The 23,186-nt window shown below is 42.5% G+C and carries 25 protein-coding genes and 1 tRNA gene; 11 read left to right on the top strand and 15 right to left on the bottom strand.

Annotated elements, in window-relative coordinates:
* Nucleotides 1-23 precede the first annotated feature (23 nt).
* The 7 genes from IX53_RS05025 to surE all read right to left on the bottom strand — a co-directional run bounded on the left by IX53_RS05025 (nucleotide 24) and on the right by surE (nucleotide 5,889).
* Nucleotides 24-665, bottom strand: a complete 642-nt coding sequence (locus tag IX53_RS05025; protein ID WP_047754416.1) for a ComF family protein — start codon at nucleotides 663-665, stop codon at nucleotides 24-26.
* Nucleotides 656-3,133: an ATP-dependent DNA helicase gene (locus tag IX53_RS05020; protein WP_156173109.1), complete on the bottom strand. Its 2,478-nt coding sequence runs from the start codon at nucleotides 3,131-3,133 to the stop codon at nucleotides 656-658. Before IX53_RS05020 ends, IX53_RS05025 begins: the two co-directional genes overlap by 10 nt.
* 158 nt (nucleotides 3,134-3,291) lie before the next feature.
* A tRNA-Leu gene (locus tag IX53_RS05015) sits at nucleotides 3,292-3,379 on the bottom strand.
* A gap of 106 nt (nucleotides 3,380-3,485) precedes the next feature.
* Nucleotides 3,486-3,701, bottom strand: coding sequence for a hypothetical protein (locus IX53_RS05010; protein WP_047754415.1), 216 nt, complete (start codon nucleotides 3,699-3,701; stop codon nucleotides 3,486-3,488).
* Between the two features lies 1 nt (nucleotide 3,702).
* The gene (gene fmt, locus IX53_RS05005; protein ID WP_047754414.1) at nucleotides 3,703-4,638 is read right to left on the bottom strand and encodes a methionyl-tRNA formyltransferase; all 936 of its coding nucleotides are present in this window, start codon (nucleotides 4,636-4,638) and stop codon (nucleotides 3,703-3,705) included.
* Entirely contained in the window at nucleotides 4,635-5,129 is a 495-nt protein-coding gene (gene def, locus IX53_RS05000) for a peptide deformylase (protein WP_047754413.1), read from the bottom strand. The genes fmt and def overlap by 4 nt, the downstream gene beginning before the upstream one ends.
* A 4-nt stretch (nucleotides 5,130-5,133) precedes the next feature.
* On the bottom strand, nucleotides 5,134-5,889 hold the full coding sequence (gene surE, locus IX53_RS04995) for a 5'/3'-nucleotidase SurE (protein ID WP_047754412.1): 756 nt from the start codon (nucleotides 5,887-5,889) through the stop codon (nucleotides 5,134-5,136).
* A 103-nt stretch (nucleotides 5,890-5,992) separates the two neighbouring features.
* On the opposite strand from surE, the gene IX53_RS04990 reads away from it, so the two are divergent.
* The gene (locus tag IX53_RS04990; protein ID WP_047754411.1) at nucleotides 5,993-6,670 is read left to right on the top strand and encodes an HD domain-containing protein; all 678 of its coding nucleotides are present in this window, start codon (nucleotides 5,993-5,995) and stop codon (nucleotides 6,668-6,670) included.
* Here the strand turns inward: IX53_RS04990 and IX53_RS04985 are convergent, their stop codons facing one another.
* Genes IX53_RS04985 through IX53_RS04965 form a run of 5 tightly spaced genes read right to left on the bottom strand, consistent with a single transcriptional unit; the run spans nucleotide 6,671 to nucleotide 8,868 of the window.
* Nucleotides 6,671-7,225, bottom strand: a complete 555-nt coding sequence (locus IX53_RS04985) for a hypothetical protein (protein ID WP_047754410.1) — start codon at nucleotides 7,223-7,225, stop codon at nucleotides 6,671-6,673.
* 14 nt (nucleotides 7,226-7,239) lie between these two features.
* Nucleotides 7,240-7,509 carry an acylphosphatase gene (locus tag IX53_RS04980; protein WP_047754409.1) on the bottom strand — a complete coding sequence of 90 codons (270 nt, stop codon included), beginning with the start codon at nucleotides 7,507-7,509 and terminating at the stop codon, nucleotides 7,240-7,242.
* 27 nt (nucleotides 7,510-7,536) lie between these two features.
* A complete protein-coding gene (locus IX53_RS04975; RefSeq protein ID WP_047754408.1) occupies nucleotides 7,537-8,178 on the bottom strand; it encodes a lactate utilization protein in 642 nt (213 codons plus the stop codon).
* A 15-nt stretch (nucleotides 8,179-8,193) separates the two neighbouring features.
* A complete protein-coding gene (locus IX53_RS04970; RefSeq protein ID WP_047754407.1) occupies nucleotides 8,194-8,541 on the bottom strand; it encodes a YheV family putative zinc ribbon protein in 348 nt (115 codons plus the stop codon).
* A 12-nt stretch (nucleotides 8,542-8,553) separates the two neighbouring features.
* A complete protein-coding gene (locus IX53_RS04965) occupies nucleotides 8,554-8,868 on the bottom strand; it encodes an SCP2 sterol-binding domain-containing protein (RefSeq protein ID WP_047754406.1) in 315 nt (104 codons plus the stop codon).
* Nucleotides 8,869-8,979: 111 nt separating this feature from the next.
* Between IX53_RS04965 and IX53_RS04960 the strand changes: the two genes are divergently transcribed.
* Nucleotides 8,980-11,271, top strand: a complete 2,292-nt coding sequence (locus IX53_RS04960; protein ID WP_047754405.1) for a glycoside hydrolase family 31 protein — start codon at nucleotides 8,980-8,982, stop codon at nucleotides 11,269-11,271.
* Here the strand turns inward: IX53_RS04960 and IX53_RS04955 are convergent.
* Nucleotides 11,255-13,732, bottom strand: a complete 2,478-nt coding sequence (locus IX53_RS04955) for a gluzincin family metallopeptidase (RefSeq protein ID WP_047754404.1) — start codon at nucleotides 13,730-13,732, stop codon at nucleotides 11,255-11,257. The two genes, IX53_RS04960 and IX53_RS04955, sit on opposite strands and share 17 nt — an antisense overlap.
* A gap of 71 nt (nucleotides 13,733-13,803) precedes the next feature.
* Here IX53_RS04955 and IX53_RS04950 point away from each other — a divergent pair, with 71 nt between their 5' ends.
* The 3 genes from IX53_RS04950 to IX53_RS04940 are packed head-to-tail and all read left to right on the top strand — an operon-like array spanning nucleotide 13,804 to nucleotide 17,245.
* Nucleotides 13,804-14,310, top strand: coding sequence for an ECF transporter S component (locus IX53_RS04950; protein WP_047754403.1), 507 nt, complete (start codon nucleotides 13,804-13,806; stop codon nucleotides 14,308-14,310).
* Nucleotides 14,307-15,221, top strand: a complete 915-nt coding sequence (locus IX53_RS04945) for a DMT family transporter (protein ID WP_047754402.1) — start codon at nucleotides 14,307-14,309, stop codon at nucleotides 15,219-15,221. Before IX53_RS04950 ends, IX53_RS04945 begins: the two co-directional genes overlap by 4 nt.
* Nucleotides 15,218-17,245: an alpha-amylase family glycosyl hydrolase gene (locus IX53_RS04940; RefSeq protein ID WP_047754401.1), complete on the top strand. Its 2,028-nt coding sequence runs from the start codon at nucleotides 15,218-15,220 to the stop codon at nucleotides 17,243-17,245. Before IX53_RS04945 ends, IX53_RS04940 begins: the two co-directional genes overlap by 4 nt.
* Nucleotides 17,246-17,276: 31 nt before the next feature.
* Here IX53_RS04940 and IX53_RS04935 read toward each other — a convergent pair whose 3' ends face one another.
* Nucleotides 17,277-17,477 (bottom strand): cold-shock protein, encoded by a 201-nt coding sequence (locus IX53_RS04935; RefSeq protein ID WP_047755460.1) that lies wholly within the window; start codon nucleotides 17,475-17,477, stop codon nucleotides 17,277-17,279.
* Between the two features lie 168 nt (nucleotides 17,478-17,645).
* Between IX53_RS04935 and IX53_RS04930 the strand changes: the two genes are divergently transcribed.
* From IX53_RS04930 to IX53_RS04920, 3 genes are all read left to right on the top strand, one after another.
* On the top strand, nucleotides 17,646-18,716 hold the full coding sequence (locus tag IX53_RS04930) for a DUF362 domain-containing protein (RefSeq protein ID WP_047754400.1): 1,071 nt from the start codon (nucleotides 17,646-17,648) through the stop codon (nucleotides 18,714-18,716).
* 246 nt (nucleotides 18,717-18,962) lie between these two features.
* Nucleotides 18,963-19,688: a class I SAM-dependent methyltransferase gene (locus tag IX53_RS04925; protein ID WP_047754399.1), complete on the top strand. Its 726-nt coding sequence runs from the start codon at nucleotides 18,963-18,965 to the stop codon at nucleotides 19,686-19,688.
* Between the two features lie 4 nt (nucleotides 19,689-19,692).
* Nucleotides 19,693-19,926: a DUF2905 domain-containing protein gene (locus IX53_RS04920; RefSeq protein WP_053001193.1), complete on the top strand. Its 234-nt coding sequence runs from the start codon at nucleotides 19,693-19,695 to the stop codon at nucleotides 19,924-19,926.
* Here the strand turns inward: IX53_RS04920 and IX53_RS04915 are convergent.
* Nucleotides 19,919-20,380, bottom strand: a complete 462-nt coding sequence (locus tag IX53_RS04915; protein ID WP_047754398.1) for a hypothetical protein — start codon at nucleotides 20,378-20,380, stop codon at nucleotides 19,919-19,921. The genes IX53_RS04920 and IX53_RS04915 overlap by 8 nt on opposite strands.
* A gap of 43 nt (nucleotides 20,381-20,423) precedes the next feature.
* On the opposite strand from IX53_RS04915, the gene IX53_RS04910 reads away from it, so the two are divergent.
* Genes IX53_RS04910 through IX53_RS04900 form a run of 3 tightly spaced genes read left to right on the top strand, consistent with a single transcriptional unit; the run spans nucleotide 20,424 to nucleotide 23,184 of the window.
* Nucleotides 20,424-21,611 (top strand): glycerol-3-phosphate acyltransferase, encoded by a 1,188-nt coding sequence (locus tag IX53_RS04910; protein WP_047754397.1) that lies wholly within the window; start codon nucleotides 20,424-20,426, stop codon nucleotides 21,609-21,611.
* A gap of 48 nt (nucleotides 21,612-21,659) precedes the next feature.
* Nucleotides 21,660-22,754 carry a nucleotidyltransferase family protein gene (locus IX53_RS04905; protein ID WP_245612782.1) on the top strand — a complete coding sequence of 365 codons (1,095 nt, stop codon included), beginning with the start codon at nucleotides 21,660-21,662 and terminating at the stop codon, nucleotides 22,752-22,754.
* Nucleotide 22,755: 1 nt separating this feature from the next.
* Nucleotides 22,756-23,184, top strand: coding sequence for a GNAT family N-acetyltransferase (locus IX53_RS04900; protein ID WP_047754395.1), 429 nt, complete (start codon nucleotides 22,756-22,758; stop codon nucleotides 23,182-23,184).
* The last annotated feature ends 2 nt before the right edge of the window (nucleotides 23,185-23,186 follow it).

Genomic DNA, 23,186 nt, shown 5'->3' with positions numbered 1-23,186 from the left:
AAGAGGGTTATAAACCCTCTTTTTTATTTTGCTCTGGCAATAGAAAGGATTTTGAGTTCTTTTACACCCGCATCTTTTAAGAGTTTTGCGCAATAGGTGATCGTTGAGCCGGTAGTGATAACATCGTCAAAAAGAATTATTTTATCCGGCAATCTGCCAGTTTTGAGAGCAAACTTCTCTTCTACGGCTCTTTTCCGTTCTTCCTTTGTGAGGGACGATTGGGGCAAACCGGATTTTATAGCTATTAAAGCATCGGTTACTTCGTAGTTTGCTATTTTCCTGAGCTGGTGTAGTATGAGGCCGTTGGAATCAAATCCTCTCTCCCTCAAAGCCCTGAAAGTTGTCGGAATAGGGATGATGCTGAAATCGGTTCCTGCGGCAGGTAAGCAGGAGTCAAGTAGAGTAAAGAGCCACTGGGCCATCAAGCGGGAAAGACGCCAGCGTTTGTTGAATTTATACGCTTTAATAATTTCACTCACTGGAGGTTCATACCACCAATAGCTCCTCGCGGTGAACTTTCCGAGAGAAAAGCTGAAGGGGAGAGGACCTCTTATTACATCCTCGCAGAAATCGCACAGAAATCTTCTCGGTGAAAGCTTTTTTCCGCAAGAAATGCAGTTGTTTGGAAAAAACGTTCCGACAATCTCCAGTATTTTCACAGCCATTTTTCTCTTTTCAGTCTCCTCAAAGCTGCTATGATTTTCCGACCGGTAGCTACCTCGATTTTCATCTCTGGTGGAAGAGAACCAAGCAGCTTACGTGAATATATGCGCTTGGAATCGATCAACCTTCTATCAAACACTATAACAACGCCTTTATCTTCTTTCGTTCTTATGAGCCGTCCGAGTCCTTGCCTGAAAGCGGTTATCATCTTGGGATAGTAATATTTATTCAGACCTTCCATGAAATTTCTAGGACCAAAGTATTTTATTCTTGCGTTAATCAAAGGATCATCTGGACGATCGAAAGGCAATTTGAACAGTATTAGAAGTTTGAGATGTTCTCCGGGGAGGTCAATACCTTCCCAGAATGTTCTCACGCCGAATATCACAGAGTTCTTGGAACCGAGATGTTCTTCGATTATTGCTGTAGGACTGTCAGAAGGCTTCTGAATTTTGAGATCTAAATCTTTAAGGTCTTCTGCAAGCTTTGAGTGAACATACCTCATGTCACTATAAGAGGTAAAGAGAACCATGGAACCGCCTTTCACAATGGAGAGAGCGGTGCGAATTAAATCTGAAGCTTTATCGAGGTAAACCTGATTGCCCGGAGCGTATTCCTCCATATCTTCGACCACAAAGAACCTCAATTGCTGGGAATAATCAAAGGAAGTTCCGAGTCTTACAGAATGAAAATCTTCTGGCAATCCCAGCACCCGCCTCGCATAGTTAAATCCATCACTTCCTTTACTGTGAACCCAGAGTGTTGCAGAAATGAATATTTTCACTGGGACATTTGGGTATGTCTTCCCCATCAACTTATCGCTTTCAATGGGGGCCGAAGAAATTGTGAGATAGATACCACCATTTCTTGATTCTTTTCTTGCGTAAACTACTCTCTTCTCTTCTCTCTCTTCGAGAAAGCCTTCTATATTCTGGTGAAAGTCATCTATAGAGGTCAAAGTTGCCTTGAGCTCAGTTCCCACAACGCGTACTCTGGAAAGAGGCTCCTCCTCAAAGGCTTCTTCTACCATTTTTGATACCTGAGTAAAGAGACTTCTGAAACTCTTTATGCGTGCATTAAGTTCACTTAGCAGATCGTTGAGGTTTTTCAGAGCATCACCTTGAATTCTGATGCTTTCGCCAACTGTTCCACCACCGAAAGCAAGTACGAGTTGCTTTAGGTTTTCTTCGACACTCCCACTGAGTTCTTTCGAACGCTTCCATATCTTTTCAAGAAATTCCTTTTCATAACGATCTTTAAGTGATCTCAAGGAACTCCTCAATAATTGAAGAGATGTTCTTAAAAGTTGCGCGTTTTCATAGGGTTCAATTCTATAACTCATAGCTTCTGTTATAGAGTTTTCGAGTTCATGGGCTTCATCAACAATAAGCAGATCAAAGTTCGGTAGAAGGGTTCCTTTCACTTCTTTATCCATATCACCGTCTTTTAAGCGGATCACGGCTTCACTGAAAAGCAAAGCATGATTTGTTATGATTAGGTCTGCCCTGATGGCGTTTTCCCTTGCATTAAAATAGGGACACCTTTCGAAGAAAGGACAAAGTTGAGTGGTACAACTGTATCTGTCAGCTCCAAGTTCTTTTCGCAACTCTGTGGGCAGCAAAATCTCGTCGAGGTCCCCGGATTCTGTAAGCATGGACCAGATAAGAATCCCCAATAGTATTTTTGAGACGCTGTTTTCTGTATATGTCGAAACTTCGAGAAGTTCAACGAATTTTTTCGGGCACAGATAACGCTCGCGTCCTTTCAGCACTGTGGCCACAAGAGTTTCAAGGCCCGGTAATTCTTTCAAAATAGGAATGTCCTTCCTGAGTAACTGATCCTGAAGTGTACGAGTTTTGGTCGATATTACAGCTCGTTTGCCAGTTGATAGGCAGTAGTATGCTGTGGGAACCAGATAGGCGAGGGATTTTCCGGTACCTGTTCCTGCCTCGATCATTAGTCCTTGATTTTCCAGTATGTTTTCTGCCACTTCCATTGCCGTTAGCAATTGTTCCTGCCTGAATTCGAACCCTTCGAGAATATCTTCAAGAAGTCCGCCTTCACTGAAAGTAAGTCTGACACTCTTGATGAGATCTATTTTCGATTCTTCACGTTTTCTATCGGGGACTTTTTTTAACTTTCCTACGAGGGAGTCCTCCCATGCTTCCTGATTATTGCTCATACTGAGGAAGAATCTAAGAAAAGCTTTCAATCCACTATCGTGCTGGTCCTTGAGTAACAATTCAATGAGTGATTCGATAGATTTAGGAAGTAATTTAATACGTTCTCCGTAAGTGGAGATTTTTTCTGAAGGATCGTCGGGAGGGGTCGTGTGGAGAAAGTTCAATAGGAACATCTCGTCAACGAGAGAATTAATATTAGAAAGCAGATCCTTGCTTTTAGTATCGGCTGCGATAAGGGGAGGATCGCCGATATCCTTCAAGAAGCTGGGAAGTGCTTCCAGGTCCACAGTTCTGGGGCTAGGGGTTTCATTGCTCTTAAAGGGGATCAATCGTACTTTCAATTTTCCCTGGGATTTAAAAGCCTTCAGTATAAGAGGTCTTTCTGTTTTCAGAAGATCACCGCCTGACAATCGCAAAAAGAAAAAACCGGGATAAACCCGGTCGCTGGTGCCGAGGGCGGGACTTGAACCCGCACGGACTATGCGCCCACATGGCCCTCAACCATGCGTGTCTGCCAATTCCACCACCTCGGCATCCTCATAAATTATAACCTGACCGGTATTACTTGTCAACTGCCATTACTGGAAAAAGTCCTGTTTTCAATGACTTTTCAGTAAGTATGCTCCGCTTTAGGGATCATCAAAATAACATTTCGTAACCGTGCTTCGCGAGTTCTTCTTTTATTGTGTGCCTGTCTATGATCGCATCTTCATATTCCAACTCGATTACACCGAACTTACTCATCGGATCAGCTCTCACTATCCCTGAAAGAGCGTTCAAGATCTCTTTGATCTTCTCTTCGTCTTCTTCCGACTTGAGATTTTTCACTTGAAAGATTTTTACAACACGAGCCACATTATCTACCTCCTAATATCATACCTTCTTTTATAAGTCTACCCGCTTTTGCCTGCCAGGGGCTGATAAGCTTTTTCCCGGGGAACTGTATTCCCGAAATCATGACCACTCCTTCCTTACATTTGACCACCATATATTTCCTGCCAATGGAGACAATCTCACCGGGTTTACCTTCTGGAGTTACATCATCGAACAGAGCGCCGTACAATTTTATCATCTTCGTTCCCAGTTTAACGCTCACACCGGGAACCGGATCAAACGCTCTTATCTTATTGTAAATTCTCTTGGCATCGTCAAAGTCCGAGATGATCGTGTCTTCTTTCGATATCTTCGGTGCATAGGTGGCGTTTTCATGGTTCTGTGGGATCAGTTTCACCCTTCCTTCAGAAAGATTTGTCATAAACTCTTTCAACGTCTCGCAACCTAACCTGCATAACTTCTCGCTCAACGTCCCGAAATTGTCTTCAGGAAGGATATCTATCTCTTTTATCATTGCCACAGGTCCACTATCCATACCTTCATCGATTTTAAAAATGCTTATCCCCGTTTTCTTTTCCCCTGCTTCGAGTGCCCTCTGAATGGGAGCAGCTCCTCTGTATTTCGGCAAAATAGAAGCGTGTACATTGTAACACCCCAACGGGGGCAGCTCTATCACGTTCTTCTTCAACAATTTCCCGTAAGCAACGGTAATTATAACATCGGGAGAAAGAGAACTGAGGGTTTCGAATCCCCTCCCTTTATTCACGCTGGCTGGCTGAAATACCGGGATTCCATATTCCTGAGCCACCAGTTTTACAGGAGTGGGAAGGACTTTCTTACCCCGTCCCTTTGCTCTATCAGGCTGGGAGAAAGCGGCGACAATATTCCAGCCATTTTTGATAAGCGCTTTCAAATGTTCCGCAGCGAATTCAGGTGTGCCCATGAACACGATTTTCATTTGGATACCTTACCTTTCATTATGTTGTTCAGTTTTGGTCTGAGAAGAGCTTTTTTCGCAGGGGATAAATAATCAATAAAGAGAATCCCCTCAAGATGGTCGTATTCATGTTGTACGATTCTTCCAGAGTATCCTTCAAAAAGTTCTTCATGTATTTGTCCTTCCACGTCTTGATAGCGTATCTTCACCCACGCTGGCCTGGTTATGTCTGCATAAATACCTGGGACACTCAGACAACCTTCTTCCATGCTTATCTGTTCTATGCTCTTCTCCAATATTTCCGGATTAATCATGACCCTTGGGCCAGAGCCGTCATCGAAGACAAAAAGTCTCTTGGAAACAGCTACTTGAGGAGCAGCGAGTCCAACACCATCTTCCTCGTACATGGTCTTCGTTAGTTCTTCGACAAAGGAACTCAGTTCAGCATCGAAGTTTTCTATTGGCTCGGCGATCTTTCTGAGTATTGGATTTCCTATATGAATTACTTGCATATCATCACTCCTTCAGCTCTTCTTTGAGTCTTTCCATAAAATCAAAGTTAGTCATAAACGCGTAGATAGGCGTTATCGATATGTATCCAGCTCTGACGGCAGCGTAATCGGAATCTTCTCCAGGGTCGTCTTCTATAACTTCGCCAAACATCCAGTAGTAGTTGTTTCCATAAGGGTCCTTGCGCCTCTCAAAATAGTCTCTAAACCTTCGTTTGCTCTGCCGTGTGACTTTCCAGCCTTTTATCTCTTCAGGCAGTAAGGAAGGCACGTTCACGTTCAAGGCAGTAAAAGGCGGTATATTCTTTATGTCAAATTTTCTCAAAAACTCCGCAATGAAAAGTGCCGCAGTTTCATATCTTGGCTCGTTCCAATCAGCGGAAGACACTGCTATGGATGGTTTTTCCATGATAGCTCCCTCAAGAGCGCCGGATACTGTACCAGAATAGAGGATATCCGTTCCAAGGTTTGGCCCTCTGTTTATCCCGCTGATAACCAGGTCGATTTCAACGTTGGAAATAGCCAGCAACCCAAGCTTAACACAATCAGCTGGCGTGCCGTTTATCGCGTAACCGATATCTTTATTGCCCACTCTCACTTCTTTTGCCCAGAGAGGCGTCCTTATGGTGATAGCATGCCCAGTTGCGCTCCTTTCAACGTCGGGAGCGACCACGAGCACTTCGTGTTCTTTGGATAATTCCTGTGCGAGGATATTTATACCTGGGGCCATAATGCCATCATCATTGGTCAATAGAATGTTCAAGTTCATTCCCTCCTCTTCATTATATAATTTTACACCAGTTATCTTGTGTAGATGTTCACAACATGAAAAACTCCAAATGACATCATCAAAAAGGAGGGACACTATGGGATATATTGGATATATTGAAAGGGCAAAGCGAAGATTTCCAGAAATAAGTGATATTGCGAATATAGTTGAAGCTGAGATGCTAAGATACCCCAGTGCAAGTCACGATATATTGCATGTCGAAAGGGTACTGGGACTGGGTTGGAAAATATATGAGACAGAGAATGTGGGAGAGCTAAAAGTGCTCACCCTGGCTATCTTGCTACACGATGCAAAACGCCATGAAGAAGAAACGAGCGGTGTGGACCACGCCTTCGCCAGCGCGCAATTTGCAAAACATTTACTTTCTGAAAAGGGGTTTTCCGAGACTGTAATAGAGATCGTATACGATAGTATTCTGTCTCACAGGTATGCAAACAGGAGAGTCCCAAAATTCGTTGAAGGAAAAATACTTCAAGATGCGGACAGACTCGATAGCATAGGTGCCATCGCTATCGCGCGATTATTCAATCACAATAATGAATTGAGGAGACCTCTTTTTGACCCGCGAATTAAACCGAAAAAGCAATATGATGGTGTTTCGGAGACTTACCTGAACCACTTTTTTGAAAAGATTCTGAAGATGACACCGAATAGTTTTTGGATGGAAACTTCAAGAAAAATAGCAGAGGGACGCTATGAATTTACACTCAACTTCGTGAGAAAGTTCATCAAAGAATGGTACGTTATGGAATAATCAATACAGCCATGAATATTTTCTTTCGGCTTCCAGCCTACCACCTCGGGTTATGGGGTAATCGAATATCATTTTCTCGTACTTTTTATCGAAGGAAGCTCTCACTCCAAACATATGGTTCCATGTGTTCACATATATGAGAGGTCTTCCGTCGATAAACGTTATTTCAGTGGCTGTAAAACTCGCAGAACCGTGCAGGTTTTTGGTGTCCTTAAAGGTGTGGTCGCCGGAGAACACTCCAGGAAATTCCACAACGGTGACAGTTCCCTCAGCGCTCAGATGTAGATAAAAGGTCTCTATATCGACGATGCGACCATATCTGAAATATCTGTACACATCGTAGAGAATGTTCGCAAGAAAGCATGGATAATCCTCGTCTCTAAAAACAACGGTTACAGAAATAGTTGAATTGTTCTCTAACACTTCATAAAAAACCTCTATTATTCCATTTCTCTGATCGAAATCTGGCACGGAAAAAATCGGCAGAGGTACAACCACCTGTGTGAAAGTCATTACAGATATTGCCACGAGAAATACAATTATGATTCGTTTCACACTTATTCCTCCCATCATAACCTTATCTCAAAAGCTGAAAAGGGCATGTACGGGAGTTCTTCTTTTTCAAATGCTCTAACATCGGCGTATACTGGTCCTCTAGAGACTATTTCAATGAAATTTAGCAAACTATCTTCAGGTCCAGAAGCGTAAATTTCTACTCTACCATCTTCTGTGTTTCTGACGTATCCGGTAATTCCAAATTTCTTTGCCTTTCTATAGACAAAATATCTGAAACCAACTCCTTGCACCAATCCCGATATAAGCAGACGGTAAGTCTTCATCTCTGATCCCTCCAGCAGTAGTCCACTTCAAAGTCCAAGGTTTTCACCTACAAGTATCACCGTATATCTGTCTTTGTGGGCACTGCTGTCACTGATGATAACGTATGTTTCACATATTCTTTGATTTGATCTGCAGTCCATGCAGATCCCTGTTGTGGTGCAGGGAGTATGGAGGCCCAATCTTCTTGCATTCATAGGGGCAATGTATTTTATCCTCTCTCTGGCGCTCTCGATATCAGGTACGATCTTATTCATACCCGCGACGATGATTACCTTTTTCGGACCATAAATCATGGGTGCCACTCTGGTTCCATGGCCATCCAGCTGTACGATCTCACCACGCATAGTAATGGCATTAGCACTGCTCAAAAAATAATCAACTCCAAAGGTCTCGGCATGTATCTTCTTACGTTCTTCAGGCGTTTTAACAGCGTAACGGTCTTTGAAATCATAATCATTTTTACGCAAAAAATCCAGAACACCTGTTTCAGAGAGCGTTAAAGAACCACCGACTGCGACAGAAGAATGTGGAGGTATCAATTTCTTCAGCAGAGGTATTACATCTTCCCCTGAATTAACATAATGTCCGTTTATACCACGTTTTGCAAAGTTTTCGAGCACAACTTCTGCGAGTTTCTGATATTTCCATTTGTAGAGTTCTTCTCTCATTTTTTTCCCTCCGGATCAGAATGTTATTATTTGATAACCAGCCTCGACATATTCGTTCAGAGGTACATGCCCTTCCAAAGAGCCGCATATTGGCAGAAACTCGCTCTCTGCGAGTTCGAGTGTTTTTGTCATCTTCGAGCACGCGAAGCAGATTGCGCCAATAATAGCTCTTTCTTTCAGCTTCAGATACAATTGGTGAAAATCTCTATCCTCCCGCACCATATCCTCAAGGAATTTCGTAGATGCACCTTCGAGTATTAGGATCGTATCCATTCCTTTGTCTTTCATGTCAATAACGTTTATCAAGGCATGAAAAAAAACGCTCTTTTCCGATGTGAAAGTCAGAATGGCTGCTTTCTTCATCGGAATCCCTCCCTATCCCAGCATTTGTCCAAACTTCAATGCGAGATCAAGATTTCCTGTAACTTTCAGTTTTCCTGTCATAAAAGCCGCCATGGGCCTTTTGGTTCCCTCCAGTAATGCCTGAAATGTAGCCTCATCTGTCTCGATGGTACAGTCGGGATTATCAATTTTTCCTTTTGCAAACTCCATTTTCCCTTCAGAAAATATGAAAGAGAAAGCTTCAGAAGTCTCTCCATGAACAATAATCTGAAACGTACCGCTGAAGTCGCCAACAGAAATCTCATCAAAATGTTCTTTAATAATTCTCGCGATCTTTTCCGCAGTCAATTTAAACACCCCTTTCTGGTATTAGTCTAACATCCTTAATATCGATTTCAAAAAAAAAGGATAGTTAGCCATGTTAAAATCGAGACAAAACCAGATAAGAAGGTGATGTCAATGAATTGTAAATTCAAAAAATTTCCCGGAAGAATACTGGAGATGGAAATAAAATCTTCACCGGAAGAGATTGTTCCCAAGAGTGGTGCTGTGAACATTGAACCCATAGCTGTTGTAGATAAGTTTAGCTCGTTCTATTTTCATAATTCCAGGATCGAAAGGAACGAGGGAGATGTTTATACAGTTACCTGCAAGAAGGATAAGTGGATGGAATTAAGAATAAAGGAGACTTTGAAGGGGTTCAGACTTACTTTCAAAATAGGTGAAGAGGACGGAATATTCGGATTGGGTGAAGAAGTTGGTCCCTTAAACAAAAGAGGGCGGGTTTATGAGATGTACAATATAGATGAACCCGATCATTCCCCCTCGAAGACGAGGCTCTATTCTTCTTTCCCCATCTTTACGATACTCTCTCCGAAAAAGTCTATAGGTGTCTTTCTGGACCATCCTGGATACAGCAGAATCGACATTTGCCATAGTGAAGAAGATAGAATAATCATCGATATAGAAGGAAGGGCTTTCAAATTGTACCTTCAGGGTGACACACCGGCTGCTATCGCAGCAAATTTTGTGGCTCTGACGGGAAAACCTGTTCTTCTGCCTGTATGGATGCTTGGTTATCAGCAATCTAGGTGGTCGTATCCTGATGAGAAGACCGTGTTAACTGTTGCACAGGAATTTAGAAATAGAGCAATCCCCTGCGACGTTTTGTATCTGGATATAGATTACATGGAGCACTTTAAGGTCTTCACCTGGGATAGGGAAAGGTTTCCGAATCCAGAAGCACTTCTATCAAAGCTTCGGGATATGGGATTCAAAGTTATCACAATAGTCGATCCGGGTGTTAAAGTAGAAGAAGGATATAAGATATACGAAGAAGGCAAGAAAGCGGGATATTTCTGTGTGAACTCAAAAGGAGAGCCCTTTGAAGCTTATGTTTGGCCTGGAAAATCGCATTTTCCAGACTTTTACAATGCTCGCGTTAGGAAATGGTGGGGAGAGAAGGTTTCTGAATTCAAGTCAGTAGGTGTTGCGGGGGTATGGAATGACATGAATGAGCCTTCAATATTCTTCACCCCCGAGTTGATCGAAGAGATAAAAGACACTGTCAATAACCTTTCGCCAGATCAGGGAATGATCGCTGATTTCGCTATCAATCAAATCCCCGTAGAAAAGCGATATAAAGATCATGGGAAGAGCTTCTTTCATAGGGATGAAGAAGGAAAAGTCTTCAGCAATCGTCAGATTCATAATGTCTATGGTTTCAACATGACTCGAGCAACTTATGAAGGATTAATGAGTGACAATAAAAATGATAGACCAGTTATAATTACTCGTTCGGCTTATCCGGGTATTCAAAGGTACGGAATTCTTTGGACGGGTGATAACGCTTCTCTCTGGGAGCAGCTGTATCAAGAAATCCAGATGCTCCAGTCCCTCGCTATGGTGGGAGTTAACTTCACTGGCTCCGATGTAGGGGGCTTTGGCGGTGATTGTAACGGTGAGTTACTTGTCCGTTGGACTCAGTTTGGTGCGTTTCAGCCCTTTTTCAGAAACCACACCGCTATCGGCACGAAAAATCAGGAGCCTTGGGCTTTTGGAGAAAAATACGAAGCGATAATCAAGAAATTCATTGAGTTAAGGTACTCCTTGCTTCCTTATATTTACAGTTCTCTTAAAGAAGCAAACGATACGGGTCAAACGATTGTCAGTCCCCTGTTGTACAGGTGGCCAGAAGACAGAAGGACCTATGAAGCCGATGACGAATACCTTTTTGGTCCTTCTCTGCTCGTTGCACCTGTCTACAAGGCAAATTCAAGAGGAAGGACGGTATATCTGCCGGGTAACAAATGGATGCATTTCTTCACGAAAAAAATGTATGAACCCGGTTATCACTATATAGAGGCACCACTGGATAGCTTACCATTGTTCATAGCCGAAAACTCCCTCGTTTCCATGACAGAACCAATGCAACATGTGGAAGGAGCAATCTGGAAAGATCTTAAGATAATGGGGTTTGTAACCAGTAGCGCTTCTATTTGTATATACGAGGACGATGGTACAAGTTTCAAATATGTGGAAAAGAGATTTTCAAGAAAAAGAGTGGAAATCTGGAAAACAGAAAATAAATTACTTGCACGTATCCATCCAGAAGCGGGAGAACTCGTAACATCTCAACGAACGATCAATTTTGAAATATTCGATGGCGCTTACATCCACACCGGTGAATTCACTGATAGGGGTGAGGGTGGAGTCGTGGAACTGGAAAGAGTTACTAAAAACCAATATTGAAATACGGCTTTAATTTCATATTTTCGAAGCTGAACCCTAAACTAAGCTTTATTGGATATCCTCCATAAAGATTCAACGTTTCGTATTTGTACAAAGTTATTGAGAATTGTATGGGCGCGTCATCAAGGACAAGGGAGAGTTTTCCTCCTACTCCTTGATTGAAGAAGTACAACAGCTCAGCTATTTCAAAGTCTCGAGTCCCCAGCGAACTTTCAGCGGAGAGACTTAGTCCAAAAGCAAATCTCTTTCGACTTTCAAAGCCACTGAAAGTAAAAGGAATTATATAGGGATCTCCAAAGAGTATTGCTCTGGCTGCCGTTCCTGCTTTTAGTTGTAGAATTTTTCCTTTCCATTCAAGCAGGATGGTACCAGAGAGTTCCATGGTGTTGATAACCGATTGGACATCTTTTATTTTTATGAAATTTTTGAAAGTCCCTCGCCCTCCAAGTATCTCCGTTGAGTCGATATAACCGAGGTTTAAGTAGGTACTGAATGTCCTGGGGAAAAAAGAAAGAACGATACCAGGGCTTAGATAGAAAGGGGCATTCAAAAGATTTGGCGTTTTGAGTTCACAGTAAAAACCGGGATTAACACCTTCGAATGAAAGATTGAATTCCATGTCGACCGGGTAATAATCTATCGACTTCAATGAAAACGAAAACTCAGGAACCTTTTTTTTAGTATTATAGCCGGCAGCTACAGATAAGTTCAATGCAGAGAGATAGTCTTCGAAGTAGAGGCCAAACCCAAAATAATACGGGAAGAAAGATTCAAACCTCAATTGGTCAGTGGGGGTGTAGGCTTTTCCCTCAATAGCTTCCAAACTCCCTTCCGTTCTTAACGGTTCCCTATTAAAGAAATTCACTTCTTTTTCTTCCAGCTTGATTGCCTTGAAGATTTTGAATCCTTCTTTGAGTGCACTGATGACGTATTCATCTTTGTAGCTCACAGGCCAGAGTACGCTCCTTGGAAAATTGGCTACAACTCTTTGTTTACCTATTTCAGGTAAAAAGGAAAGAATCTGACTTGCATTTCCTTCCTTAGAAGCTATCAGGAGGAATCCATCTTTCCAGCCACCAATACTAAAATCACTTGCTGCACGATATGAAATAAGAGAATGCTTCAGAAAGTCATAAAAGAGCAGGTATTTATTTCCCCTGTCGTTTACTCTCATAGCTAGATACCTCGCTCCCGGCGACAGCGAAATCTGAGAGATTGCGATGAGTGGATCGGGAGAAGCGAACAATATTTCTGAGCCTTTTTCCTCAAAGGAAATCAATTTTACCGTGGGTGTACTGAATTTATTTTCTACAACTACAGCGGTTTCTTCATTGAGCAATTCCACTTTTAGTACGTGGGTAAAATCGGTCTTTCTCAGATGGGTCCCAGATATATCGAAGAGATAAAGTCTACTCTGTAACCCTTCTTTGTCTTTTTCCATGAGTATTAGGCCCACTTTGTTTCCATTTACTGAAAAATCAACGATTGGGTAGGCGAAAGAGTAAAGCCGTTCCTTTTCTCTATACAATTTATATATTCCCGTTTTCCTGTTTATGGTGATAAAGAACAATTTACCATTGCAAACTGCGAGTTTTAGAACTTCTTCATTCTCTTCCAACTTCAAAAAAGGTTCCGGTATGTCACGAGGTTCGGGGAAAGTAAGTCCGATTGTCTTGATGAATTCGGCTTTCAGCGTCTTGAAGTTCTTGCCGTACACTTCCATTAAGGCGGTATTTATTCCCCAAAGGCTTCTCAGGAAGCTTGATTTGTAGTTTAAAAACTCGATAAGCTTATTATAACCATAATTGTTAATGAGGAATTTGATAAACGCATAACCAAAGTTATAAGCGGCCTCATAGCCGATTGGTGACTCACCGTTTACTATCGCGATATTGTCAAAAAGATCGGGGTTTGAAAGACCATCAAGCAAATAAGGCGATCTCCTGTAATCGTAAGAATCGGCGCTCATCAATTCACTGCTGAACTGCGCAAACCCCTCCGACATCCAGAGAGGCTGGAGGGCGTTTGGAGTAAGGTAACGCGAAATGAAGGGTCTTATTGTCCTGAGAAAATCGTTAACCATACTCAATTGGAAGATATGCCCTAGCTCGTGGGAGATTACGGTTTTCAACCAGTAACCATCTACTCGATATGGGTAAAAGTCACCAAGAGTTATTATCATGACCCTACCCGAAGAAAAAGCGTAACCGTTAGAAAAGTCTTCGTATCCCTTTAGTGTCATTATTATTTTTTCTTCGGGTTCGTAACTGTAGAAATTCGAGAGTTGCTCATAGGTTTCTTCGGACAGCTTAATAACTTCAGTTACGATACTCGCAACCTCGGTGTGGTATAAATATATAAAATGATCTGACTCAATTTTCAGCCATTCTACTGCCCTGCCAGACGTTGCATGCAGGGAAAGTGGAAGAACGAGAATCATGAAAATCAATATTTTCCTCATTTTATCACCATTTCAAGTATAGCTCAATTATTCGAAAATTAAACGCCAATTTATATGATGGAGGTGTATTTATGAACAAAAAACTTGCAGCGCTTGGTATGTGGTTAGCTCTGGGTTTTATCATCTCCCTATTTTTCCACCAGTTTCCTCTTAAAGTGGGACAGATTTTGTTACCCCTGCATTTTATTGTGATCCTTGCTGGGGTTATTTCTGGTCCCTATGTAGGTGGCATATCGGGATTTTTGACACCTCTGTTCAGCGCATTAATTGTGGGGAAACCTCCCATTCAACCACCAATCGCATTTTTCATGTCTTTGGAGCTCTTAACTTACGGAGTGATAACGGGCTTCATGACTGCCCGCGGAAAGAACCTGTATCTATCGATGCTGACTGCGTGGATCGCTGGTCGTTTAGTATATGCTCTGGAAATCATCGTTATAGCGCCCATGCTTGGTTTTAACCTCGGAACATTGCCATCTCTCTTGCTCTCATATCTCCTCGGATTACCGGGCGTCGCGATACAGCTATTCCTTATTCCAGTTGTTTTCAAGAGATTGAAAAACTCAGGGGTGGTATGAACAGATACCTTCCATATATTGCTGGATTAACGTCTTCTGTGATTTTTGGGTTTTCATTCCTTTTCACAAAGATGGCCATCGATTTCACATCTCCGTTTTATTTTCTGGCCTACAGGTTTAGCTTTGCCTTCATTTTTCTGTTTGTTCTGAAACTATCGGGAATTCTTAAAGCTAAAGTGACAGAGAAAAGCCTTATCGACCTGGGTTTGCTGGCATTCATTCAGCCCCTAATGTACTTTTCCTTGGAAATCACAGGGATTAATCTAACAACATCAGTGGAGGCCGGTATCCTCATCTCCACTATTCCAGTTTTTGTGCTTATACTTTCGAGAATTTTCTTGAAAGAGTTTTTATCCGGAATCCAGCAATTCTTCATGTTTCTCTCTCTGGCCGGTGTTATACTGATCACGATTTCGAGAGGTCTCCATTTTTCAAAGAGCCTTGTTGGAGCGCTTTTTTTGATCGCTTGTTCTATAAGTGCTGCCTTTTATAACATCCTGTCGAGGAGAGCATCGTTAAACTATACTCCTGCAGACATTACCTATCATATGATGCTTTTCGGTTTTCTTGGGTTTACTTCTGTTGCTTTTTTTTGGTCTCTCTTGAAGCGGGAAACATTCGAGTTTGTTAGGGAATTACTGATACGCGAAGTTATGATTTCGGTACTTTATCTTGGTATACTATCGTCAGCGGTGACCTTTTTTCTGTTGAACTTCACCCTTTCAAGAATACCCGCCACAAGGGCTTCCGTATTTCCCTACATATCCACGGTGGTAGCACTCTTTGCAGGTTTCGTATTCCGTGGGGAGAGATTGACTTTATTGAGCATGGTAGGAGCTACAATGATATTGCTGGGCGTATGGTGGATCAACGCCTTCGCATCAAAAATGAAGCGGGAGGTATCCGAATGAGTAGAGTGCTATTAATTTCATTGTTTTTAGTATTTACAGGACTTTTGCTGTCTGCGGATTTCTTTATAAATTCAGCTGAACAGCCCTATATTATTGGTGATTTCAACAACTGGAAACCAGTTACAATGGAAAAGGCTGCAGGTAACTGGTGGTATGCAAGCATTGAGCTGGATCCCGGAATTTACCATTATTACTTCACCACAGAAAATGGTAAAAGAATAATAGACCCTTTCAAAGAACGTATTGCAGGAGACACAGGCCCTTTGAATATCCTGAGGGTACAGGGACCTGTAAGTCCTCATGGTTTGTCCGAAAGGGATATCGTTCACAGAATATGGGAAAGAGAGTATTTCAATCCCGTCAAACCGGGGGAATACTACATCACCATATCGGTGATAGAAGACCTCACCAATTCCGTTTTCATTGTACTCAATGGGAAAAGGGTCAAAATGAATTTTTTAAGAAGTTCTGGAGGATACGACTATTTCAGAGTTAACCTGAAGAATGTACAGGCTCTCGAATACTATTTCGAGCTCAGCGTAGATGAGAGCAAGCTCTATTTTGGTGCAAACGGTCTCTCTGAACACGATATTATTTCCTTCAGTCTGCCCCTCGAAGACCTACCTGTCGAATATTTCGACACTCCTGAATGGTCCAAAGGAGCAGTGTATTATCAGATTTTTCCTGAAAGATTTGCAAATGGGGATTCTGCAAACGATCCAATGGGTTCTCAAGATTGGTACGCAGATCCAAAAAAATCCAACCTCGGTTCTGACGGATTCTTTGGAGGAGACCTTCAGGGGGTCCTCAAACACCTCGATTATCTTGAAAAACTTGGCATCGACGCGATCTATTTCAATCCCATATTCGAGAGCGTTTCGAGTCACAAATATGATACTGTCGATTATCTCAAAATCGACGACAACTTCGGCGACTATGAACTCTTTAAAAAACTCGTTGGTGAACTTGACAGGAAAGGAATAAGTGTAATCCTTGATGGTGTTTTCAACCACACCGGTGATGAGTTCTGGGCTTTTCAAGATATTAAAGAAAAAGGAAAAGAATCTCCTTATTGGGACTGGTATTTCATAAAAGGTGATAAACCCAGGAAGTACAAGGGACACGCTTTGAATTATATAGCGTGGGGTGGTTACGCCGACATGCCGAAGTTGAATGTGCTCAACCCTGAAGTAGTATCGTATATAAATAAAGTTCTTGAAAAATACGCAATGGCAGGCATAAAGGGCTGGAGACTGGATGTCGCTGGAGAGGTAAATCCTGCTTTCTGGCGACTGTATTTCCGTCCGACTGTAAAAGGGCTTAACAAAGAATCTTTAATCGTCGGAGAGATCTGGGGAGATGCCAGAGTATACCTTCAAGGTGATCTTTTTGATTCCGTGATGAACTACCAGTTCAGAGACGCGGTTATAGAATATGTGGCCAGGGCAGGTCATTCTGCGAAGAAATTTGTTGCCATGACCGATTACTATCTAAAGAGATATCCACCTCAGGTCTTGTATTCTCTATGGAATATGCTCGATAGCCACGACACGGAAAGGTTTCTTACGACTGTATATGGTAATGAAAAGCTTTTCAAAATAGCTGTTGGCCTCCAGATGACCTTCTTAGGAAGTCCGGTGATCTATTATGGTGATGAGGTAGGAATGGAAGGTGGTAAAGACCCTGATAACAGAAGACCAATGCCCTGGAAAGAGGAACTCTGGGACATAGAAATACTCGATTACTATAAAAAGCTCATCTCACTCAGAAGGGAACACCCAGCGCTGAGAACGGGAAGTTACGAGGTTGTTCAAACTCAGAATTCGCTGCTGGTATACAGGAGAAAGCTGGATGACGATGAGATACTCGTTATAGTCAATCCGGGATCCGAAGCGGAACTACTCCACGACCTTTCTGGTTCCTATGAGGAACTTTTGACGGGGAAGATTATTGAACTGGAAAAACTGACAATACCACCTGAGAGCTTCATGATTTTCACGCCAAATAAAAAAAGCACCCGCTAAGCGGGTGCTTTTTCAAAGGCCGATTTATTTTTTATTCAATTGGAGTTACGTTTACAGCCTGGGGACCTTTGGGACCGTCTTCGATTTCGAATTCGACCTGCTGGCCCTCGTTGAGTGTTTTGAATCCATTAACGTTAATGGCGGTGTAGTGAACAAAAACGTCTCCGCCCTCTTCCTTGGTGATGAAACCGTAACCTTTGCTGTTGTTGAACCACTTAACAGTACCTTTCACAATGTTTTCCTCCTTGTTACTTCCTGCTCTGCAGGTATGATGCTCCCTTAAGGGATAACCTAGTATAGCAGAATAAGGAAGATAAGTCAAGAAGCCCTTCAATACGAACTAAGACTCTTCAATTTCAAATGATATAATTATGTAATAAAGCCTAAAAGGGGGAGTTTGATGACGGAGGTTTATTTCACAGATTTGACAACAAAACCGGGTATCGGGCTTTTAAAAAAACTGGAAATTCTGCTTAGCAGGGCAGGAATAGAACGAGTGAGTCACAAAGGCCATTTCACTGCTGTCAAAATTCATTTTGGAGAATATGGAAACCTCGCATTCATCAGGCCAAACTTTGTCAGAATCGTCATAGACAAGCTCAAATCCGTTGGCGCAAAACCCTTCGTCACAGATGCCAACACCCTTTATCGTGGAAGTCGTTCGAACGCTGTTGACCACCTCTGGACTGCCACTATGAATGGCTTCACCTCCGAGATTATCGGTGCGCCCATTATCATTGCCGACGGGCTCAGAGGAAGTGACGAGGTTGAAATCGAAATCAATGGTAACTACATAAAAAAGGCTAAGATCTCCTCCGCGATTGCAATGGCAGATTCTCTCGTTGTCATTACTCATTTCAAAGGCCATGAGCAAACGGGATTCGGTGGAACCATTAAAAACGTTGGTATGGGATCTGCTTCACGCGCCGGAAAGCTTGAGCAACACACCACTTCAAAACCCTATGTTAAAACCGACAAATGTATTGGTTGTGGGTTCTGTGTGAAAAACTGCCCTGTGAATGCGATAACGCTAGTGAATCATATTGCCATGATAGATTATGATAAATGTCTTGGCTGCGGGCAGTGTATAGCCATGTGCAACTATGGTGCTATGTTGCCGCGCTGGGACGAATCTAATGACATCCTTAGCAGAAAAATGGTTGAGTACGCTAAAGCAGTCCTTAAAGATAAACCGGCTTTGTTCATTTCTTTTATCACGCAAGTTTCACCGGACTGTGATTGCTGGTCGATAAACAGGCCACCGATCGCGCCAGACATCGGGATAGCAGTCAGTACAGACCCAGTAGCGCTGGACCAGGCATGTATCGACCTTGTGCTAGAGCGAACAGGCCATGATCCTTTCTTAGAAGTGCATCCTGGCGTTAGCTGGAGGGAACAGCTCGAATATGCCGAAAAACTCGGTCTGGGTTCACGTGAGTACAAACTCGAGAAGGTCAATGTGAATCTTTGAGTCGATCTTTCATATACATGTCAAAAGGGTAAAATCAACTGTTCACTCAACTCAAACACAACAATACCAGACACGATGTCTGCAAAAAGAATGTTGTTCCTCCTGCAACAACCTTAACAGGTATTCTCATATGATTCTATCCGAACAATTACCAACAAAAATTTGCCGGATTCAACGTAGCTTTTACGTTACCATTTATCATACATCGAGGGAGATGAATGTATAATTCTATGGAGGAGGTATTCCATGCCTAACCTGTATTTCTATCCAGGCGCGAACAATCCGGAACTGTACGAACTTCAAAATTCGATGATAGATCCCGATGGAAAGGTAGAAGAGCTTATAGAAAGTTATATTCCCCTCGATGGTAAGATTCTAGTGGATATAGGGGCCGGTTCGGGCTACCATGCCCACAGATTTGCCGACAGGTGTAAGATGGTCTATGCCATTGAACCCCTTTCTGGAATGCTCAGGCAGATGTTCAACCGACAGTACAACGACTTCAAACCGAATCTCAGTGTGATCAATGGTTTTGCCGAAGACATCCCATTGCGGAACAATATAGCGGACGTTGTTCACGCGAGGCTTGCCTATTTTTTCGGTCCCTCGATGAAATACACCGAAGGTTGTGAAGAGGGGATCGAAGAGGTTAAGAGGATATTGAAAACTGGTGGTTATTTTTTCAACGTTCAGAATAACTATTCTAACGGAAAATACGCTGAGTTTCTAAAGCTCTCTTACGGCAGGGAACTCGATGGTATCCAGAAAACCATTGAAGATTTCTTTGAAGGGCAGGGGTTTAAACACCATCTCATCGAAACAAAGTGGCGCGGGAAAAGTCGTGAGGAGATCAAGAAGGTTCTCTTCCTTGAGTTCCCCTATGAGATCATAGATCAGATAATGGATAGCTTTGAAGGAGTCGAATTCAGCTATTATTTCAGCGTATTTGTCTATAGAAAAGAAGGGGAGTAATCGAATGGGTTTTCTGGAGAGGCTATTTTTTAAAGTAGGTCTGCTATTGATATTTGTTGCTTTCGTTGTCTTTGCACTTCGAAAGCTTGGAATGCAACCAGGAAAACTACCAGGGGACATTAGGATCTCAAAGGAAGGTTTTGAGTTCTGGTTCCCCCTCACTACGAGTCTGCTTATCAGCGGCCTGATAACGGGAGGGATCTGGCTTTTCAGATTGTTCGACAGGTTTTTCAAATGAAGAGCGCTTTAATTTTCCTTTTCTCTGATTCGGTTATTTTGAGCACTTCTTTGAAGTTATTGATAAATTCCAGAATTCCCTCCGGAGTTGTGATATCGTAGTCTTTCCATAACACGGCGATGACCTTCGAGGGAAGCTTTGTCTCTATTGCCAGTTTTAATATGGGGTCCGGGAAACTGGCTTTTACTTCGGTAAGCTTCCCTATTTCTCCTTTTTCCAGGAATTCCAGTGACTTTTTGACAATTGCCTTTCCGATACCTTTTATTTTTCCCAACTCTTCAATATCGCGTACGGTCAGCGTTTCATTCGGAAGATTTCTTATCATCCTTGCTGCGAAACGGTATGTCCTGATTTTGAATGGGTTCTCCCTCAATATCTCCAACAATCTCGCCAGAAGGATAAAGCTCTCTGAAAGTTCCCTTTTTGAAGCCTTTTTTTCTTTTCTGTTTTCCATATCTTTCCCCCTCTGTTATTATAATATCAGGGGATGGTAGGAAATGCTGTTAAAAACCCTTGCAGGAATATTGACAGGTTACCTGGTGGGAAGCATTCTCCCGGCATATTTTATCACACTAATGGTAACCGGTCAGGACATAAGAGAAAAGGGAACAGGACACGCTGGCACGACGAATGTCTTAAGGCAGATCGGGTTTATCCCAGGAGTACTAACGGCTCTAATTGATGTGCTCAAAGGGATTTTTGTGGTGTTGTTCGTCCGGAACATTTTTGGTCTGTCTGATGCCATTGCCTTTATTAGCGGTTTTGCCGCGGTTTTAGGTCATGTCTTTCCTTTCTATCTCCATTTCCGGGGCGGACGTGGCGCGGCAACAACCACTGGCCTACTACTCTACTATCTCTTCAGGCTGGTGCCTTTTTATGAGCTGCGTTACCTCCTTATGGACCTGAGCTTTCTCCTTATATTGATCTTCTCCACTATCCTGATAACAAGGGAAGAAAACATGCTCGCAATCGTGGTAATACCCGCGTTCAGTTTCATCATTCTCTTCCGTTTTTTTTCGGATATAGAGTCCTTTTATATCCTGACATGTAACCTGTACATCTTTACAGTAAGTACATTGAATATAAAAAAGTACGATTTGCTTAATCTTGAAAGCGAAGAATTCAGACTCTGGCGTGTACTCATAAGACCTTTTGCATTTGCTTTTCCCGCTCTAAGCTTTTTCATGCCGCAGGAAAATCTCATACTGCTGATAGGTATAGTTCTGGCTTTTTTCGCTTCTCTCGATATTCTAAGACTCTTTTTTGTGAAGGTACAACGGATGCTGTATGAATTCTTCCCTCGGTTATACAAACTTTCGGAGGGAGAGAAGATTTCTAGCATAACAGGATTTTTGCTTGGAGTTTTTATAGTTTTCCTGCTGTTTGACCAGAAAATCGCAGTTATCGCCGTTGCCTTCTCCATCTTCGGGGATATGAGCGCTAAAATATCAGGTGAATTATTCGGACGGAAGAAGATTTTCAATAAGACCCTTGAAGGCACTTTTGCCTTCTTTATTTCTGCTTTTGTAATTTCGTACGTGTTTTTCCTCTATTCTTTTATGCCGTTTTGGCAGTCCGTCATCGGTGCTGTGATTGCCAGCGTCGTCGAACTGTTGCCATTACATATTGATGACAACGTGTCTGTTCCCCTACTCTCTGGACTCGTAATGCACCTATTTAATTGATATAATGACAGTGAGACTTCATTTCAGGGGGGGATTATTTTGAAGGCCATGATTCTCGCCGCTGGTAAGGGGACAAGGGTAAGACCGCTGACAAATCACATCCCGAAACCATTGATTCCCATCATCGACAAACCCGTTGTCGAATTCTTGCTGGAATTGCTGGTAAAACACGGCATTAGGGAAGTGATGCTGAACATATCCCACCTTGGCTGGAAGATACAGGAGTTCCTGGGGGATGGATACAGATACGGTCTCCACATAGGATATTCTTTTGAAGGACATTTCGATGCTTCGGGAAATTTGGTGACCGACCCCATAGGTTCTGCCGGGGGCATAAAGCGCATACAGGAAAGATATGGTTTTTTTGATGAGACTTTTATTGTGCTTTGTGGAGATGCGATCGTCGATCTCGACATTACAGCAGTTCTGAAGTTCCACCGCTCCCGAAAAGCCCTCGTCACGATAATTACCAAGGAAGTCTCTAGAGAAGAAGTCTCGAATTATGGTATTGTCGTGACAGATGAGGACGGTAGGGTAAGAAGTTTTCAAGAAAAACCAACTCCTGAAGAAGCGTTATCGACGGTAGCCAACACGGGTATATATATTTTTGAACCTGAAGTGCTTGAATACATACCTTCAAAGACGTTTTATGACATTGGTAGTCAGTTATTTCCCACCCTTGTCAAATTAGACGTCCCCCTTTATGCTGTCAATATGGATATCCAGTGGCTGGACATAGGCAGAAATTCTGACTATCTGAAAATACTCGAGCTCGCTTTAAAAGGCGAAGTGAAGAACTTCCTGCCACACGGTATAGAAATTTCAAAAGGCATCTGGAAAGGAGCAGGAGCCAGAATAGCGACTGGCGCTGAACTTGTTCCTCCGGTCTGGATCGGGCCTGCTGCAATCATAGAGGAAGGCGCTACCATAATCGGTCCTGCCATAGTCGGCGCGAACACTATTATTTCAAAAAATGTGTCTATCAAGAAGAGTTATGTAATGGACTATTTGAAGATATCCCCTGGTACTTTTCTCGAAGAAGTGTTCATTACACAAGAGTATTTTGTGAAGCGTAACGGTGAGAGTGGTAACATAGTGGGAAGTCCGTACGAATCAGCTGTGAAAGATGTGAGGGAGCTGTAAAATGTCTGAATTCAGTGTAAGGTTCGTGACTGAAGAGGATCTTGCATTCTGCCTTTCGATAGATAACGAGCTACCAGAGCCTCTTCTAAGGGAGAAACTAAAAAAGAACGAACTGCTGATTCTCCTGAGGGGGAATGAACCTGTAGGTTACCTCCGGCTTGAATATCTGTGGCATAAAGTGCCATATATTGGATTGATATATGTACTCCGGGAACATAGGGGACATGGTGGCGGTAGAAAAATGCTCGGCTTTCTCGAAAGTTATCTGAAACTGAAAGGTCACAATTTTCTTCTGAGTTCTTCGCAAGTTGATGAGCCCGAGTCCCAGCACTGGCACAGAAGCTCTGGCTTTCATGAGTGTGGTATAATTTCTGCCCTGAACGAGGGTGGAGTGGGTGAAGTGTTTTTTAGAAAAGATTTTAAAATATGAAA

This window comes from Kosmotoga pacifica (assembly GCF_001027025.1).
Taxonomy (GTDB): domain Bacteria; phylum Thermotogota; class Thermotogae; order Petrotogales; family Kosmotogaceae; genus Kosmotoga_B; species Kosmotoga_B pacifica.
Note: the sequence above shows the minus strand (reverse complement) of the source record. Positions and strands in the feature narration are given on the sequence as shown.

Excerpts from the sequence above, each read along its gene's own strand:
- IX53_RS05025 (WP_047754416.1), bottom strand. The coding sequence starts at position 665 with ATGGCTGTGAAAATACTGGAGATTGTCGGAACGTTTTTTCCAAACAAC.
- fmt (WP_047754414.1), bottom strand. The coding sequence starts at position 4,638 with ATGAAAATCGTGTTCATGGGCACACCTGAATTCGCTGCGGAACATTTG.
- def (WP_047754413.1), bottom strand. The coding sequence starts at position 5,129 with ATGCAAGTAATTCATATAGGAAATCCAATACTCAGAAAGATCGCCGAG.
- IX53_RS04990 (WP_047754411.1), top strand. The coding sequence starts at position 5,993 with ATGGGATATATTGGATATATTGAAAGGGCAAAGCGAAGATTTCCAGAA.
- IX53_RS04980 (WP_047754409.1), bottom strand. The coding sequence starts at position 7,509 with ATGAAGACTTACCGTCTGCTTATATCGGGATTGGTGCAAGGAGTTGGT.
- IX53_RS04975 (WP_047754408.1), bottom strand. The coding sequence starts at position 8,178 with ATGAGAGAAGAACTCTACAAATGGAAATATCAGAAACTCGCAGAAGTT.
- IX53_RS04970 (WP_047754407.1), bottom strand. The coding sequence starts at position 8,541 with ATGAAGAAAGCAGCCATTCTGACTTTCACATCGGAAAAGAGCGTTTTT.
- IX53_RS04960 (WP_047754405.1), top strand. The coding sequence starts at position 8,980 with ATGAATTGTAAATTCAAAAAATTTCCCGGAAGAATACTGGAGATGGAA.
- IX53_RS04955 (WP_047754404.1), bottom strand. The coding sequence starts at position 13,732 with ATGAGGAAAATATTGATTTTCATGATTCTCGTTCTTCCACTTTCCCTG.
- IX53_RS04950 (WP_047754403.1), top strand. The coding sequence starts at position 13,804 with ATGAACAAAAAACTTGCAGCGCTTGGTATGTGGTTAGCTCTGGGTTTT.
- IX53_RS04945 (WP_047754402.1), top strand. The coding sequence starts at position 14,307 with ATGAACAGATACCTTCCATATATTGCTGGATTAACGTCTTCTGTGATT.
- IX53_RS04940 (WP_047754401.1), top strand. The coding sequence starts at position 15,218 with ATGAGTAGAGTGCTATTAATTTCATTGTTTTTAGTATTTACAGGACTT.
- IX53_RS04930 (WP_047754400.1), top strand. The coding sequence starts at position 17,646 with ATGACGGAGGTTTATTTCACAGATTTGACAACAAAACCGGGTATCGGG.
- IX53_RS04925 (WP_047754399.1), top strand. The coding sequence starts at position 18,963 with ATGCCTAACCTGTATTTCTATCCAGGCGCGAACAATCCGGAACTGTAC.
- IX53_RS04920 (WP_053001193.1), top strand. The coding sequence starts at position 19,693 with ATGGGTTTTCTGGAGAGGCTATTTTTTAAAGTAGGTCTGCTATTGATA.
- IX53_RS04915 (WP_047754398.1), bottom strand. The coding sequence starts at position 20,380 with ATGGAAAACAGAAAAGAAAAAAAGGCTTCAAAAAGGGAACTTTCAGAG.
- IX53_RS04910 (WP_047754397.1), top strand. The coding sequence starts at position 20,424 with ATGCTGTTAAAAACCCTTGCAGGAATATTGACAGGTTACCTGGTGGGA.
- IX53_RS04905 (WP_245612782.1), top strand. The coding sequence starts at position 21,660 with ATGATTCTCGCCGCTGGTAAGGGGACAAGGGTAAGACCGCTGACAAAT.
- IX53_RS04900 (WP_047754395.1), top strand. The coding sequence starts at position 22,756 with ATGTCTGAATTCAGTGTAAGGTTCGTGACTGAAGAGGATCTTGCATTC.